Consider the following 14,965-nt stretch of genomic DNA (forward strand, 5'->3'; position numbering starts at 1 on the left):
CTGCCGGATGAGCGCTCCCCGTGGGGGACCGGGTGCGCAACTGTTGGGACACGGCCCGCGCGCCCGCCGGCCGGTGCGGTGGCGGTGCCACACTGGTGGTCATGCCTGAGCTGCGGTCGAAGACCTCCACGCACGGTCGGACGATGGCCGGCGCCCGGGCCCTCTGGCGGGCCACCGGGATGACCGACGACGACTTCGGCAAGCCGATCGTCGCCATCGCCAACAGTTTCACCCAGTTCGTACCCGGTCACGTGCACCTCAAGGACCTCGGCGGCCTGGTCGCCGACGCGGTGGCCGAGGCCGGCGGGGTGGGGCGGGAGTTCAACACCATCGCGGTCGACGACGGCATCGCGATGGGGCACGGCGGCATGCTCTACTCGCTGCCCAGCCGGGAGTTGATCGCCGACGCGGTGGAGTACATGGTCAACGCGCACTGCGCGGACGCCCTGGTCTGCATCTCGAACTGCGACAAGATCACCCCGGGCATGCTGCTCGCCGCGCTGCGGCTCAACATCCCGACCGTCTTCGTCTCCGGCGGTCCGATGGAGGCCGGCAAGACGGTGGCGATCGAGGGGGTCGTGCACAGCAAGATCGACCTGATCGACGCGATGATCGCCTCGTCCAACGAGGCGGTCACCGACGACCAGCTCGGCGCCATCGAGCGCTCCGCCTGCCCCACCTGCGGCTCCTGCTCGGGCATGTTCACCGCCAACTCGATGAACTGCCTCACCGAGGCGATCGGGCTGGCGCTGCCGGGCAACGGCTCGACGCTGGCCACCCACGCCGCGCGCCGCTCCCTCTTCGTCGAGGCCGGCCGCACCGTCGTGGAGATCGCCAAGCGGTGGTACGACGGCGACGACGCCTCGGTGCTGCCCCGCGCGATCGCCTCCCGGGCCGCGTTCGAGAACGCGGTGGCGCTGGACGTGGCGATGGGCGGCTCGACCAACACAGTGCTGCACCTGCTCGCCGCCGCCCGCGAGGCCGAGCTGGACTTCGGCGTGGCCGACATCGACGCCATCTCCCGGCGGGTGCCGTGCCTGGCCAAGGTCGCCCCGAACTCGCCGCAGTACCACATGGAGGACGTGCACCGGGCCGGCGGCATCCCGGCCATCCTCGGCGAGCTCGACCGGGCCGGGCTGCTGCACCGGGACGTGCACGCGGTGCACTCCCCCAGCCTGGAACGCTGGCTGGCCGACTGGGACGTCCGGGGCGGCTCGGCGACGCCGGAGGCGGTCGAGCTGTTCCACGCCGCCCCGGGCGGGGTGCGTACCACCGAGCCGTTCTCCACCGCCAACCGCTGGTCGTCGCTGGACACCGACGCGGCCGGTGGCTGCGTGCGGGACCGCGAGCACGCGTACTCGGCCGACGGCGGGCTGGCCATCCTGCACGGCAACCTGGCGCCGGACGGCTGCGTGGTGAAGACCGCCGGCGTGCCCGAGGAGTGCCTGACCTTCCGCGGCCCGGCCAAGGTCTACGAGTCCCAGGACGCCGCCGTCGAGGCCATCCTCAACAAGCGGGTCGTTGCCGGTGACGTGGTGGTGATCCGTTACGAGGGGCCGAAGGGCGGCCCCGGCATGCAGGAGATGCTCTACCCCACCTCGTTCCTGAAGGGCCGGGGGCTGGGCCGGGCCTGCGCGCTGCTCACCGACGGCCGGTTCTCCGGCGGCACCTCCGGGCTCTCCATCGGGCACGTCTCGCCCGAGGCGGCCTCCGGCGGGCTGATCGCGCTGGTCCGGGAGGGCGACGAGATCGTGATCGACATTCCGGGCCGGTCGATCGAGCTGAACGTGCCCGAGGACGTCCTGCAGGCCCGCCGGGTCGCCGAGGAGAAGCGGGACCGCCCGTACACCCCGGCCGACCGGCAGCGGCCGGTGTCGGCGGCGCTGCGCGCGTACGCGTCGATGGCCACCTCGGCCAGCGACGGCGCCTACCGCCGCGTCCCGGAGTAGCCGGCCCCCACGCCACCCTCCGGCGCCGGTATGGTCCGGCGTCGGGGGTGGGCGATCATGAGCTACGCGGGGCTGATCCGACCGGTCGTCGACCGGGTGTACCTGGGCGCCCGGCAGGCCGCCCGGGACCGGATCACCGCCTACTACGCCGAGCGCGGGCTGCGGCCCGGGTTCGAGGTGAGCTTCAACTTCGGGCTGCTGGCGCGGCCGATGCCGGCCCGGGCGCTCGACGACGTGCTGGTCTATGTCGGCGCGGACATGAGCGCCGAGCTGGCGCAGGGCGTGGCCGAGGTGGACGCCGACGGCGCCTGGCGGCTCACCGGGCTCGGGCGGGAGCTGGCGACGGCCGTGCAGCGGATGACCGCCGAGGCGGCCGAGGAACGGTGGGCGGCCGCGCCGGCGTACCTGCCCGGCCCGGCCGCGGTGCCCCGGCTCGCCGACCTGGTCGGCCGGCTGCTGACGCACGGGCTGGCCACCGGCGGGCCCGGATTCCGGGCGATGGCCCCGGTCCACGAGCCGGCGGACGCCTCGCCGGCGCTGCGGCTGACCTCGCGGCTGGGTGCGCTGCGCCATCACCGTGGCGACGCCCACCGGGCGGCGTGGCGGGCGGCCGGGCTGACCGTGGACGAGATCAGGGGGCTGCCCGACGGGCCGGCGCGGCGGGCGATCGAGGTTGAGACGAACCGCCTCGACGAGCCGGTCTACGCGGTGCTCACCGCCGGGGAACGGATGGAGCTGCTGGCCGGGCTGGGCGCCTTGCCGGACTAAGGACGCGTCCGGCTGCGTCGACATCCCGGCGCGATGGGCCGCACGAACGACCTGATACCGCACAGTCATCACAATGCCTCTGCGGGTATCACGCCCGCTGGGCAGCTTGCCGACCCGGGACGACACGCCCGTCCGGTAGCCCGCACATCGAGTGGATCTCGCCCGGCAGTCGCGGGCCAGCCGCCGGGGTCCCCTCGGGTGGCAGGGCCTGGAGCCGTCAGGCGGGGTCGACGACGCGGTCGACGACCAACTGCGCCGCGCCCATGATGCCGACGTCGGGGCCGGTGACGACCCGCTCGATGAGCAGCGCCTGGGTGGCCAGCGGCAGGCACCGCTCGTAGAGGGTGGCCCGCATGCTGGCCAGCAGCGGCTCGCACTCGGCGAGCCGGCCGCCGATGGCGACGACCTGCGGGTTGAAGAAGTTGACCACGACCGCGAGGATCTCGCCGATCGACCGGCCGGCCCGGCGGGCCAGCGCGGTGGCGTGCCGGTCGCCGTCGTCGATCAGCCGCATCACGCCGGTCAGGTCCTCGACCGGTACGCCCTGCTCGCACAACGCCGCGACCAGGGCCGCGCCGCTGGCCACCGCCTCCAGGCAGCCGGTGTTGCCGCAGCTGCACAGCGGCCCGGGATCGGCCACCACCCGGCAATGGCTGATGTCACCGGCGGAGCCCTGGGCCCCCCGGTGCAGCCGGCCGCCGGAGATGACGCCGGCGCCGATCCCGGTGCCGGCCTTGACGTAGATCGCATGGTCGAGGTCGGCGTGCACCGCCCGGTGTTCGCCGAGCGCCATCAGGTTGGCGTCGTTGTCCACCACCACCGGCACGTCCGTCCGGCGGGCGCAGAACTCGCGGACGTCGAAGCCGTTCCAGCCGGGCATCCGGGAGGGGCTGACGATCCGGCCGGTGTCGTACTGGACCGGGCCGGGGATGCCGATGCCGATGCCGCGTAGCCCGCTGCCGGCGGCACCGCCGCGCTGGCCGGGCACCGTGGCGGCGGGCGTCAGCGCGGCGACCTCGTCGAGCAGCGCGCCGAGCACGGCCTCCGGCCCGTCCTCGATGCGTACCGGCCGGGTGCGGGCCTCGACGACCCGCCCGGTGAGGTCGAGGGTGCCGAGCCGGGCATGGTGCGCGCCCAGGTCGATCGCCCCGATCAGCGCACCGCCGGTGGGCACCGCTAGCTGCCGGGGCCGACGGCCGCCGCGGGACTTCCCGGCGCCCGTCTCCTGGAGCAACCCTTCGCTGATCAGCGCCTCGACCCGCTGCGAGACGGTGGACGGCGAGAGCCCGGAGAGCCGGGCGAGATCCGCACGACTGACCGCCGCTCCGCTGGCCACCAACCGGAGCAGCTCCCGTGGACCGCCGCGTAGGCCGTCACGCGGGGCGTCGTCAATCGTCACGCGAGGTTCATAGCATCCGAACTTTCTTCCGGCAAGCTGTTGACTTAGTTTGTGCTCTCGCATTAGATGGCCCCGTTGATTCGAGAAGTGCGTAACTTTGTTCGGACGTCGTAGAAAGTGAGGCGAGCTGTGGCACCGACGGCGGCACCCGACCTCGCGGGCCGGAGCGGGCCCACCCGCCCGGACCGGCCGATGGTGGCCGTCCGCGGCCTGCAGAAGTGGTTCGGCCCGCTGCACGTGCTCAAGGACGTCGACCTGACAGTGGCCGCCGGCGAGGTGGTGGTCGTGATCGGCCCGTCCGGGTCCGGCAAGTCGACGCTCTGCCGCTGCCTCAACCGCCTCGAGGTCGCCGGCGCGGGCAGCATCGAGATCGACGGCGAACCGCTGCCGGCCGAGGGACGCAAGCTCGCCCGGCTGCGCGCCGACGTCGGCATGGTCTTCCAGTCGTTCAACCTGTTCGGCCACCGGACCGTGCTGGACAACGTCACGCTCGGCCCGGTACGCGTCCGGCGGGTGTCCAAGGCCGAGGCGCGCGAGCAGGCGCTGGCCCTGCTCGACCGGGTCGGCATCGCCGACAAGGCCGACCACTACCCGGCGCAGCTCTCCGGCGGCCAGCAACAGCGGGCGGCGATCGCCCGGGCGCTGGCCATGCGGCCGAAGGTGCTGCTCTTCGACGAGCCGACCTCGGCCCTGGACCCGGAGATGGTCAACGAGGTCCTGGACGTGATGGTCTCCCTCGCCGCGGAGGGGATGACCATGATCGTGGTGACCCACGAGATGGGCTTCGCCCGCCGCGCCGCGGACCGGGTCGTCTTCATGGACGACGGCCGGATCGTCGAGTCCGGCACCCCCGACGAGTTCTTCGCCGCCCCCAGCACCGAACGGGCGCGCGACTTCCTCTCCAAGATCCTCCAGCACTGACCCCCGAGGAGGGTGGCATGTCGTTTCTCCACACGAGCTTCACGCGACGCCGCGCGCTGACCGTGGCCGCGACGGCGGTGACCGTCGCGCTCGCGGCCGCCGGCTGCGGCGACGGCGGCTCGGCCCCGACCCTGCCCGGCAAGTCCGGCGGCGAGAAGGTGGCCCAGTCGGTGTTCGACGCCGCCCCGGTGGCGTCCGACGCCGAGATCCCGGCCGGCTCCACCATGGACATGATCCGCAAGCGCGGCTACCTGAACGTCGGCGGCTCGCTGGACGCCCCGCTGCTGTCCCAGCAGAACCCGGTCACCGGCGAGATCGAGGGCTTCGACGCCGACATGGCCAAGCTGCTGGCCAAGTACATCATCGGCAAGCCCGAGGTGAAGACGGTGACCATCGGCACCCAGACCCGGGAGGCGATGCTCCAGGCCAAGTCGGTCGACGCGGTCTTCCAGACCTACACGATCACCCCGCAGCGGGCCACCCAGGTCGCCTTCGCCGGGCCGTACCTGACCTCCGGCCTGGCCGTGGCGGTCCGCAAGGACGAGACCGGCATCAAGGGCGTCCAGGACCTGGCCGGCAAGACCGTCATCGTCGGCGCGAACACCCCGGCGGTCACCGCGCTGCCCACCGCCGCCCCCGGTTCGAAGCAGGTCGCGTTCGCCACCGACCCGCAGGCCGTGCAGGCGCTGCTGCAGAAGCGCGGCGACGCCTACGTGCAGGACTTCACCCTGCTCGCCTCGGGCGCCAAGGCGAACCCGGGGATGAAGGTGGTCGGCGAGCCGTTCACCACCGAGGCGTACGGCATCGGCCTGAACCGGGAGGACGCCCAGTTCAAGGAGTTCGTCAACAACTGGCTCAAGAAGATCCAGGCGGACGGCACCTGGGCCAAGGTCTGGGAGAGCACCCTCGGCTCGGTGGTGGAGGGTGGCACCCCGACCCCGCCGGCGATCGGCTCCGTCGAAGGTTCCTGAGGACCCCCAACCGCCATGGACGCCCTCACCGCCCACCTCGACGAACTCGGCCACGGGTTGGTCACGACGGTCCAGCTGACCGTCGTGACCACCCTCGGCGCGCTGCTGCTCGGCGTCGTCGTGGCGACCCTGCGGGTCTGCCCGGTGCCGCTGCTGCGCACCGTCGGCATGGTCTACGTCGAGGTGTTGCAGAACCTGCCGCTGCTGGCCCTGCTGGTGCTCTTCGTCTTCGCGCTGCCCACGATCGGCATCACGTTCCCGCTGTTCACCTCGGCGGCCATCGTGCTCGCCGCCTATGAGGGGGCGTACCTGGCCGAGGCGATCCGCGCCGGGATCAACACGGTGGGGGTGGGGCAGGCCGAGGCGGCCCGCGCCATCGGGCTCACCTTCAGCCAGTCCCTGCGGTACGTCATCCTGCCGCAGGGACTGCGCGCGGTGATTCAGCCGATGGGCAACATCTGCATCGCGCTGCTGATGAACACCTCGCTGGCCGCCGCGGTCGGGGTGGTCGAGCTGACCCAGGCCGCCAACAACGTCAACCTCGTCGAGGCCCAGCCGATCGCCGTCTTCACCGGCGCCGGCCTGGCCTACATGCTGCTGGCGCTGCTGATCGGTCGGGTCACCGGCACGCTGGAACGAAGGTTGGCGATCGTCCGATGAGCTCGAACCAGCAGATCCTCTTCGACGTGCCGGGCCCGCGCGCCCAGCGCCGGATCCGGATCGCCACCGTGCTGGGCGCGCTCGCCGTCCTCGGCGGGCTCGCCTGGGCGGTGCACCGGTTCGCCAGCTACGGCGAACTCGCCGCCGACCGGTGGCAGCCCTTCACCACCTGGCCGATCTGGCGCTACCTGCTCGACGCGCTCTGGAACACCCTGCTCGCCGCCGCGGCGACCGCCGTGCTCAGCTCCGTGCTCGGGCTGCTGCTCGCGCTCGGCCGGCTGTCGGCGCACCGGCCGGTACGGTGGCTGGCCGGCGCGTACGTGGAGATCTTCCGGACCGTACCGGCGCTGCTGCTGATCTACGTGACGCTCTTCGCGCTCCCCCGGTACGGCCTGAACTTCCCGCTGTTCTGGAAGCTCGTGGTGCCGCTGGTGATCTCCAACTCGGCGGCCTTCGCCGAGATCTTCCGGGCCGGCATCAAGGCGCTGGACCGGGGCCAGACCGAAGCCGGCCTGGCCATCGGGTTGCGCCGGGGGCAGGTGATGCGGCTGGTCGTCCTGCCGCAGGCCCTGCTCCAGCTCACCCCGTCCCTGGTCAGCCAGCTGGTCGGGCTGCTCAAGGACACCTCGCTCGGTTTCGTGGTCAGCTACACCGAGCTGCTCTACAGCGGCCAGGTGCTCGCCTCGTACACCAACCTGCTGATCCAGACGTTCCTGGTGGTGGCGCTGATCTACCTGGTGGTCAACGCCTCGCTGTCGAAGTTCGCCCGCGTCCTGCAGGCCCGCAACGGGCGGTTCGCCGCCCGCGGCCGGTCGGCCGGACCGGACCCGGCCGTGCTCACCCGAGGGGGTAACCGGTGACCGACCGCCCGTACGCCGAACTGGCCCGGGTGACCCGCAACGGTTTCGTGGAGAGCCGGCACCACGGCAGCGTCGTGGTGCTCGACCCGACCGGCGCCGTCGCGCTGCGGGCCGGCGTACCCGACGAGCCGGTGCTGCCCCGCTCCACCCTCAAGCCGGTGCAGGCGCTGGCCTGCCTGACCGCCACGGCTGCCGCCGACTCCCCGCTGGCCGGGGTGCTGACCGGGCCCGCCCTGGCCATCGCCGCCGGCAGCCACACCGGCGACGACCGGCACGTGGCAGTGGTACGCGAGCTGTTGACCGCCGCCGGGCTGACCGAGGACGCGCTCGGTTGCCCGGTCGACTGGCCGGAGGACGAGGCCACCCGGGAGCGGCTGATCCGCACCGGCGAGCGGCGCAGCCGGATCCGGATGAACTGCTCGGGCAAACACGCCGCCATGCTGGTCGCCGCCGTCGCCCGGGGCTGGTCGACGCCCGACTACCTCGACCCGGCGCACCCGGTGCAGCGGGAGATCGCCGCCGCCGTGGCGCGGCTGGCCGGCACCCCGGTCAGCACCGTGGCGGTGGACGGCTGCGGCGCGCCGCTGTTCGGCCTGCCGCTGACCGGGCTGGCCCGCACCTTCCAGGCGCTCGTCACGGCGGAGCCGGGCAGCGCCGAGGCGCGGGTGGCCGAGGCGATGCGCCGCCATCCGGAACACGTCGGAGGGTGGCACGGCCACCCGAACACCGACCTCATGCGGGCGCTGCCCGGGGTGCTCGCCAAGGGCGGCGCCGAGGGCGTGCTGGGGGTGGCGACCCCCGACGGCTACGCGGTCGCCGTGAAGGCGATCGACGGCAGCCCCCGCGCCACCACCGTGATCGCGCTCGCCGCGCTGGCCGAGGCCGGCGCGGCGGTCGACGGCGCGCCGGAGCTGCGCCGGGTGCCGGTGCTCGGCGGGGGCGAACCGGTGGGCGCCGTCACCGCCGCCATCGACTGGACCGCGGGACCGGCCCGCACGGAGAAGGAAGACTGATGACGACATTCGAGATCTGCATCGACAGCGTCGAGGGGGCGATCGCCGCCGAGGCGGCCGGCGCCGACCGGGTGGAGCTCTGCTCCGCACTGTTCGACGGCGGGCTGACCCCCAGCATCGGCACCATCGAGACCGCGCTGCGCAGCGTGGACCGGATCCGGGTGCACGTCATCGTCCGCCCCCGGGCCGGTGACTTCATCTACTCGCCGGCCGAGGTCGACGCGATGGTGCGCGACGTGCAGGCCGCCGTCGCGGCCGGCGCGCACGGCGTGGTGATCGGGGCGCTGACCCCGGAGGGAGACGTCGACGTTCCCACCACCCGCAAGCTGATCGAGGCGGCCGGCGACGTCAGCATCACCTTCCACCGGGCGTTCGACATGGTCCGGGACCCGTTCCAGGCGCTGGAGCAGCTCGTCGAGCTGGGCGTGCACCGGGTGCTGACCTCGGGTCAGGAGGTGAGCGTGCTGGAGGGGGCCCCGCTCATCGCCGAGCTGGTCCGCCGGGCCGGCGACCGCATCGTCGTCATGCCGGGTGGGGGCATCACCCCGCGCAACATCGCCCGGATCATCGAGGCCACCGGCGCGCGGGAGTACCACTTCGCGGCGCTGGTCAGCTCGGACAGCCCCGCCGTGCACCGCAACCCCCGCCCGCTGATGGGCGGCACCCTGAACCGGCCCGAGTACGAGCGCTCCGGCACCTCCGGCGAGCTGGTCGGCCAGGTGCTCGCCGCGGCCCGCGGCTGACCGCCCGGCCACCGAAGGCCTTACCGGACGATCCGGCGGGGAGGCGCCCCCGCCGGATCGTCGTCTTTCCGCCGACCGGCGCCATCGGGTTCGCCGCGAGCCCCAACCGAGCACGGCGGCGCCGGGGCAAGATCCGGCTGTCGAGCCGTTCCGCCGGCCGGCTTCCCGGTCAGCGACCGGTGGCGCCGGCGGGCGCGGCCTCGGCCGTCCGGTCACCGGCGAGCGCGATGGACCGGGCGTGCCGGATGGCGCTGGGGGTGTCCGGAAAGACCAGGCCGTCGCGGCGCAACTGGTCGGCCACCCCCAGGGCGGCCAGCACCTGGTCGTGCCCGGGCGCGATCCCGGAGAGCAGCACCGTGATGCCGCGCCCCTGCAACCGGAGGATGGCGTCGCCGAGGACCTGCGCGCCGGTGGCGTCGATGGTGGAGACCCGGGACATCCGCAGGATGACCACCCGCACGTCGGCGACGTCGGAGAGCTGGAGCAGGAAGTTGTGCGCCGCCGCGAAGAACAGCGGCCCGTCCAGCCGGTAGGCCACGATGTGGTCGGCGAGCAGCGCGTGCTCCTCGGCGCTGTGCTCGCCCCGGTCCAGCGGCACCTGCTCCACCCGGGCCGTGCGGGCCACCGCCCGCAGGGCGATCACCACGGCCACGCCCACCCCGACCGCCACGGCGGTCACCAGGTCGAGCGCCACGGTGACGGTGAAGGTGAGCACGAGCACCAGCGCGTCGCCCCGGGTGGCCCGGGCCAGCGCCCGCAGCGAACCCGCCTCGACCATCCGCACAGTGGTGGCCAGCAGGACGCCGGCCAGCGCGGCCAGCGGGATCCGGCCGACCAGCGGAGCGGCGGCCAGCACGATCGCGGCGAGCGCGACGGCGTGGGTGAGCGACGCCAGCTTCGAACTCGCGCCGGCCCGCACGTTCACCGCGGTCCGGGCGATGGCGGCGGTCGCCGGGATCCCGCCGAACACCGGCGCGGCCAGGTTGGCCAGGCCCTGACCGAACAGCTCCCGGTCGGGGTCGTGGCGCTCGCCGACCGTCATGCCGTCGGCGACGGTGGCGGAGAGCAGGCTCTCCAGTGCGGCCAGCGCCGCCACCGCCAGCGCTGACGGCAGCAGCACCCCGATGGCGGCCGGGTCGAGGAAGCTCAGCGACGGCGTCGGCAGCCCGCTGGGCAACGCGCCGATCCGGGCCAGTTCGACCGGCACGGTCTCCGCGAGCACGGTGGCCAGCGCCACCCCGATCAACGAGAACGGCAGGCCGGGACGCCACCGCGCGCCGAGCAGCATGAGCGCGGCGACGCCGAGGGCCACCGCGAGCGGCGCCGGCGCGGGGTGCGCCGCGAACCGGACCACCGCGTCGGCGGCGACCGCCCAGACCCGCTCGCCGTGCGCGTCGGCCACCCCGAGCGCGGCCGGCACCTGTTGCAGGGCGATGACCACCGCGATACCCGCGGTGAACCCCTCGATGACCGGGACCGGCAGGTAGCGGACGTACCGGCCGAGGCGGGCCAGCGCCAGCGCGATCAGCACCAGCCCGGCCATCGCCCCGACCATCAGCACGCCGGTGGCGCCGAAGCGCTGCACCACCGGCACCAGCACCACTGTCATCGCCCCGGTGGGGCCGGAGACCTGGAGGTTGGAACCGCCGAAGACGGCGGCGACCGCGCCGGCGACCACCGCGGTCACCAGGCCGGCCTGGGCGCCCAGGCCGGAGGTGACGCCGAAGGCCAGGGCCAGCGGCAACGCCACCACGGCCACGGTGACCCCGGCGAGCAGGTCCCGCCGGGGCGAGCGGCGCACGGCCCGCCAGTCGGCGGGCTGCGGCAGCAGGCCGAGCAGGCGGTCGCGGACCTGGACGAGCGCGGCGGTCACCGGGCGGACCCGTCGGCCCGCAGCTCGCCGAGCAGCCCGTCCCGGTCGGTGAGGACCGCGCCGAGGATCCGCCGCCCGGCGGCGAGCAGGTCGGCCACGTCCGGGGTGCTGAGCGCGTACATGACCAGGGAGCCGTCCCGCCAGGTGCTGACCATGCCGGCCCGGCGCAGCACGGCGAGCTGCTGGGAGAGGTTGGACGCCTCGACGTCGATGGCCGCGAGCAGGTCGCGGACCGGTTTCGGCCCGTCCTGGAGCAGTTCCAACACCCGGATCCGCACCGGATGCCCGAGCGTGCGGAACAGCTCGGCCTTCGCCTGGTACAGCGGCACTGACACGCCGTCGCCTCCCCCTGCCGCACGGCCACCCGCCGTACGACCCTGAAGACTTTAGCACTTGCAGAATTTTTCAAGTCGATGGCGCGATCCGGCCGGGACGGGCCCCGGCGGGCCGCTTCCCGGCAGGATCCGGACCTACCGGTCGTTGACGCAGCGCAGCACCGGACGGGTGGTCAGCGCCACCGGGTCCAGCGGCGCCGGCGACCGGACGGTGAACGTCGCCGACTCGCCCGGCAGCAGGGTGACCAGCGCCTCGTCCACGGTGGCGGCGGGGTCCAACCGGTCCGGAAAGAGACTGAGGTCACGCAGCACCGTCGCGGCGGTGACCCGGACCCGCTGCCCGCCGTCCACCGGCTCGACCAGCGCCTCCCACCGCGCCGCCGGCCAGCGGACGTCGCGGTCCTCGGCGAAGAACCAGAGCGCCCGGCCGGCCGGCTCGCCCGCCTCGGCGACCAGCAGCTCGGCGCGGGCGTCGTCCGGCCGCGCCAGCTCCGCCGGCAGCGCCAGCGTCACCGAGTCGTACGCCGGCACGGCCAGCTCCAGCGTGGTCTTCGCCCGCGGCTGTCCGGCCAGGGTCAGCCGGGTCACCGACACCGCCGCCCGCCACGGCGACCCGTCGTCGTTGACCGCGACCAGGGCCAGCCCGCCGTCGCGGGGCTGGACGGTCAGCAGCCGGTCGGCGTACGCGCGGCACCGTGTCCAGGACCGTCTCATCTCACCTCCGCATGCCGGAAATGCTCCCGGAGATCGAGAGACGTTGACTTAACCGGATGAGTGATGGGCACCGTACGATCCGGTTGTGATCTCCGCCGGCCGCCCGGCGGGCGCGTCTCCCCGGGCGGGCGGTCCCGCCACGGGCGGGCAGGGAGCACGCCGTCCCGCCACCGGGCGGGAGGGAGGAGGAGCACGCCGGTGAAGCGGCCGACCATCGCCGACGTCGCCCGACGGGCCGGGGTCTCCAAGGGCGCGGTGTCGTACGCGCTGAACGGCCAGCCCGGCGTCTCCGCGGCCACCCGCCAGCGGATCCTCGCCATCGCCGCCGAGATGGGCTTCAGCCCGAGCAGCGCGGCCCGGGCACTCTCCGGAGCCAGCGCCGAGGCGGTCGGACTGGCCCTGTGCCGCCCGGCCCGGACGCTCGGCATCGAGCCGTTCTTCATGGAGCTGATCAGCGGCGTCGAGGCGGAACTCGCCGCCCGGTCGTACGCCCTCACGCTCCAGGTGGTGGCCGACCCGGCGGCCGAGATCGCGGTCTACCGGCGCTGGTGGGGTGAGCGCCGGGTCGACGGCGTGCTCGTCTGCGACCTGCGCACCGACGACCGCCGGGTGCCCATGCTGGAGGAGCTCGGCCTGCCGGCGGTGGTGATCGGCGGCCCGGGCGGCACCGGCCGGCTGGCCAGCGTCTGGTCCGACGACGCGGCCGCCCTGGTGGAGACGGTGGAGTACCTGGTCGCGCTCGGGCACCGGCGGATCGCCCGGGTCGGCGGCCTGCCCGACCTGCTGCACACCGAGATCCGCACCGAGGCGTTCGAGCGGGCGTGCCGGCGACTCGGGCTCGCCGACGCGGTCACCGTGCCGTCGGACTACACCGGCGAGGAGGGCGCGCGGGCCACCCGCCGGCTGCTCAGCTCCGCCGCCCGGCCGACCGCGGTGATCTACGACAACGACGTGATGGCGATCGCCGGCCTGTCGGCGGCCCAGGAGATGGGGCTGGCGGTCCCCGCCGACCTGTCCATCGTGGCCTGGGACGACTCGCCCCTCTGCCAGGTGGTGCACCCGCCGCTGACCGCGCTCAGCCGGGACATCCCGGCCTACGGCGCGCACGCCGCCCGGCAGCTGCTGGCGGTGATCGGCGGCGCCGACCCGGCCGGGCTGCAGGACGAGACGGCACACCTCACCCCGCGCGGGAGCACCGCACCGCCGCGGAACGGCTGAACCGACACCGGTGGCGGCTCAGCGGAACGCGGACGGGAACTCCTCGAAGTACGCCTCGACCCGCTCCGCGGTGGCCGGCCGGGCCAGCGCGAATCCCTGCCCGTACCGGCAGCCGGCCCGGCACGCCCCGTCGACGTGGGCTGCCGATTCCAGCTCCTCCGCGACGATCTCCAGCCCCAGCCGGTCGCCCACGTTCACCACCACGTCGATCAGCGGACGCTCCGGGTCCGCCGGGTCGACCAGCTCCGGGCCGACCTTGAGCAGGTCGATCGGCAGCCGGCGCAGCTGGGCGAGCGAGGCGTGCTCGGCCCGGAAGTCGTCCAGGGCGGTCCGGATGCCGAGCGACCGCAACCCGGCCAGCCGGGCCACCACGGTCGGCAGCTCGGCGCCCACCCGCGGCTCGGCCACCTCGACCACCAGCCGGTCCGGCGGCACGCCGTACGCGTCGAGCACCGCCGCGGTGCGCGGCACGAAGTCCGGCGAGACGAGTTCGGGGACGCTGACGTTGATCGCCATCCAGAGCTCCCGGCCGCCGGTCGACCAGGCGGCGAGCTGGCGGCAGGCCCGCTCCAGCACCCAGCAGCCCACCTCACCGACGAGACCCAGATCCTCGGCCACCGGCAGCAGCTCGGCCGGCAGGACCGTGCCGAAAACCGGGCTGCGCCAGCGCAGCAACGCCTCCGCGCCCACCGGCAGCCGGTCGGCCAGCCCGACCACCGGCTGGTAGACCAGGTCCAGCTCGCCCCGGGCGAGTGCCCCCGGTAGCTCCCGCTCCAGGTCCAGCCGGCGGACCAGCTGTTCCTCCAGGTAGGCGTCGTACCACTCGACCCGGTCCCGACCGAGCTGGACGGCCCGCCGCCGGGCCAGGTCGGCCTGGCGCAACACGTCCTCCGGCGCGGATCCGGCGACCTCGGCCAGCCCGATGCTCGCCCGCAGCCGCAGCACCGCCCCGGGCACCTGGTAGGGCTGGGTGAGCGCGGCCAGCAACCGGCTGCCCAGCGCGTACGCCAGGACCGGTCCGGCGGGGGTGAGCACGGCGAACCCGGCGCCGCTCGGCTCGGCGAGCAGGTCCCGGGGGCCGAGCACCGCGCGGGCCCGGCGGATCGCCTCGGTCAGCACGTCGTCGCGGACGGCGAACCCGGGCCCCTCGGCGGCGCCGGTCAGTTCGACGACCAGCAGCGCCCCGGACGGCGCGGGCGCGTCCCGCAGCGCGTCGAGGGCGCGCACCAGTTTCGCCCGGTCGGCCGGCACCGACGCACGGGCGGGCGGCGGGTCGGCCGGGGCCGGCCGCGCCCCGAGCAGTCCGCGGAGCAGCAGCGGCGGCACCACCGCGAGCGCGAGCAGGACGGCCGTCGGGTCCGCCGCGCCGGCACGGAGCTGGTGCCCGGCGCCCAGCACGGCCAGCCCGAGCACGCTGGACGCCCCGACCTGTTGGCAGCGTCCCACTCCGCCGTACCGGTAGGCCTCGGTCAGCGTGACGAGCGCGCAGGCGGTCGGCGCACCGAGGGCCGCCGCCACGGCGAGCCGGATCGGGCCGGTGA

Annotated in this window: 14 protein-coding genes; 9 read left to right on the forward strand and 5 right to left on the reverse strand. The window is 74.4% G+C overall.

Annotated features, from left to right (window positions below):
- Positions 1-101: 101 nt before the first annotated feature.
- Together ilvD and DLJ47_RS12260 are read left to right on the forward strand one after the other, a co-directional pair.
- Positions 102-1,949, forward strand: a complete 1,848-nt coding sequence (gene ilvD, locus DLJ47_RS12255; RefSeq protein ID WP_109900169.1) for a dihydroxy-acid dehydratase — start codon at positions 102-104, stop codon at positions 1,947-1,949.
- A 57-nt stretch (positions 1,950-2,006) separates the two neighbouring features.
- A complete protein-coding gene (locus DLJ47_RS12260) occupies positions 2,007-2,717 on the forward strand; it encodes a hypothetical protein (protein WP_109900158.1) in 711 nt (236 codons plus the stop codon).
- Between the two features lie 217 nt (positions 2,718-2,934).
- On the opposite strand, the gene DLJ47_RS12265 is transcribed toward DLJ47_RS12260, so the two are convergent.
- Positions 2,935-4,116 carry an ROK family transcriptional regulator gene (locus DLJ47_RS12265; protein WP_199235808.1) on the reverse strand — a complete coding sequence of 394 codons (1,182 nt, stop codon included), beginning with the start codon at positions 4,114-4,116 and terminating at the stop codon, positions 2,935-2,937.
- A gap of 192 nt (positions 4,117-4,308) precedes the next feature.
- Between DLJ47_RS12265 and DLJ47_RS12270 the strand changes: the two genes are divergently transcribed.
- From DLJ47_RS12270 to DLJ47_RS12295, 6 genes are read left to right on the forward strand one after another with little or no spacing between them, the layout of a single operon-like run.
- Positions 4,309-5,037 (forward strand): amino acid ABC transporter ATP-binding protein, encoded by a 729-nt coding sequence (locus DLJ47_RS12270; protein WP_109900170.1) that lies wholly within the window; start codon positions 4,309-4,311, stop codon positions 5,035-5,037.
- Positions 5,038-5,054: 17 nt separating this feature from the next.
- Entirely contained in the window at positions 5,055-6,008 is a 954-nt protein-coding gene (locus DLJ47_RS12275) for a glutamate ABC transporter substrate-binding protein (protein WP_088995594.1), read from the forward strand.
- A gap of 15 nt (positions 6,009-6,023) precedes the next feature.
- The gene (locus DLJ47_RS12280; protein WP_109900160.1) at positions 6,024-6,668 is read left to right on the forward strand and encodes an amino acid ABC transporter permease; all 645 of its coding nucleotides are present in this window, start codon (positions 6,024-6,026) and stop codon (positions 6,666-6,668) included.
- On the forward strand, positions 6,665-7,528 hold the full coding sequence (locus DLJ47_RS12285) for an amino acid ABC transporter permease (RefSeq protein WP_109900161.1): 864 nt from the start codon (positions 6,665-6,667) through the stop codon (positions 7,526-7,528). Before DLJ47_RS12280 ends, DLJ47_RS12285 begins: the two co-directional genes overlap by 4 nt.
- Positions 7,525-8,541: an asparaginase gene (locus tag DLJ47_RS12290; protein WP_109900162.1), complete on the forward strand. Its 1,017-nt coding sequence runs from the start codon at positions 7,525-7,527 to the stop codon at positions 8,539-8,541. Before DLJ47_RS12285 ends, DLJ47_RS12290 begins: the two co-directional genes overlap by 4 nt.
- Positions 8,541-9,284 carry a copper homeostasis protein CutC gene (locus DLJ47_RS12295; protein WP_109900163.1) on the forward strand — a complete coding sequence of 248 codons (744 nt, stop codon included), beginning with the start codon at positions 8,541-8,543 and terminating at the stop codon, positions 9,282-9,284. Before DLJ47_RS12290 ends, DLJ47_RS12295 begins: the two co-directional genes overlap by 1 nt.
- A gap of 169 nt (positions 9,285-9,453) precedes the next feature.
- Here DLJ47_RS12295 and DLJ47_RS12300 read toward each other — a convergent pair whose 3' ends face one another.
- From DLJ47_RS12300 to DLJ47_RS12310, 3 genes are all read right to left on the reverse strand, one after another.
- Positions 9,454-11,157 (reverse strand): SulP family inorganic anion transporter, encoded by a 1,704-nt coding sequence (locus DLJ47_RS12300; RefSeq protein ID WP_109900164.1) that lies wholly within the window; start codon positions 11,155-11,157, stop codon positions 9,454-9,456.
- A complete protein-coding gene (locus tag DLJ47_RS12305; protein WP_088995600.1) occupies positions 11,154-11,492 on the reverse strand; it encodes an ArsR/SmtB family transcription factor in 339 nt (112 codons plus the stop codon). Before DLJ47_RS12305 ends, DLJ47_RS12300 begins: the two co-directional genes overlap by 4 nt.
- Positions 11,493-11,627: 135 nt before the next feature.
- Positions 11,628-12,206 (reverse strand): hypothetical protein, encoded by a 579-nt coding sequence (locus DLJ47_RS12310; RefSeq protein WP_233257796.1) that lies wholly within the window; start codon positions 12,204-12,206, stop codon positions 11,628-11,630.
- Positions 12,207-12,404: 198 nt separating this feature from the next.
- Between DLJ47_RS12310 and DLJ47_RS12315 the strand changes: the two genes are divergently transcribed.
- The gene (locus DLJ47_RS12315; RefSeq protein ID WP_109900165.1) at positions 12,405-13,424 is read left to right on the forward strand and encodes a LacI family DNA-binding transcriptional regulator; all 1,020 of its coding nucleotides are present in this window, start codon (positions 12,405-12,407) and stop codon (positions 13,422-13,424) included.
- Between the two features lie 18 nt (positions 13,425-13,442).
- On the opposite strand, the gene DLJ47_RS12320 is transcribed toward DLJ47_RS12315, so the two are convergent.
- Positions 13,443-14,965 (reverse strand): putative bifunctional diguanylate cyclase/phosphodiesterase (locus DLJ47_RS12320; protein WP_146228084.1); only part of this gene is annotated, 1,523 nt, incomplete at its 5' end.

The organism is Micromonospora sp. S4605 (assembly GCF_003176715.1).
GTDB classification, from domain to species: domain Bacteria; phylum Actinomycetota; class Actinomycetes; order Mycobacteriales; family Micromonosporaceae; genus Micromonospora; species Micromonospora echinaurantiaca.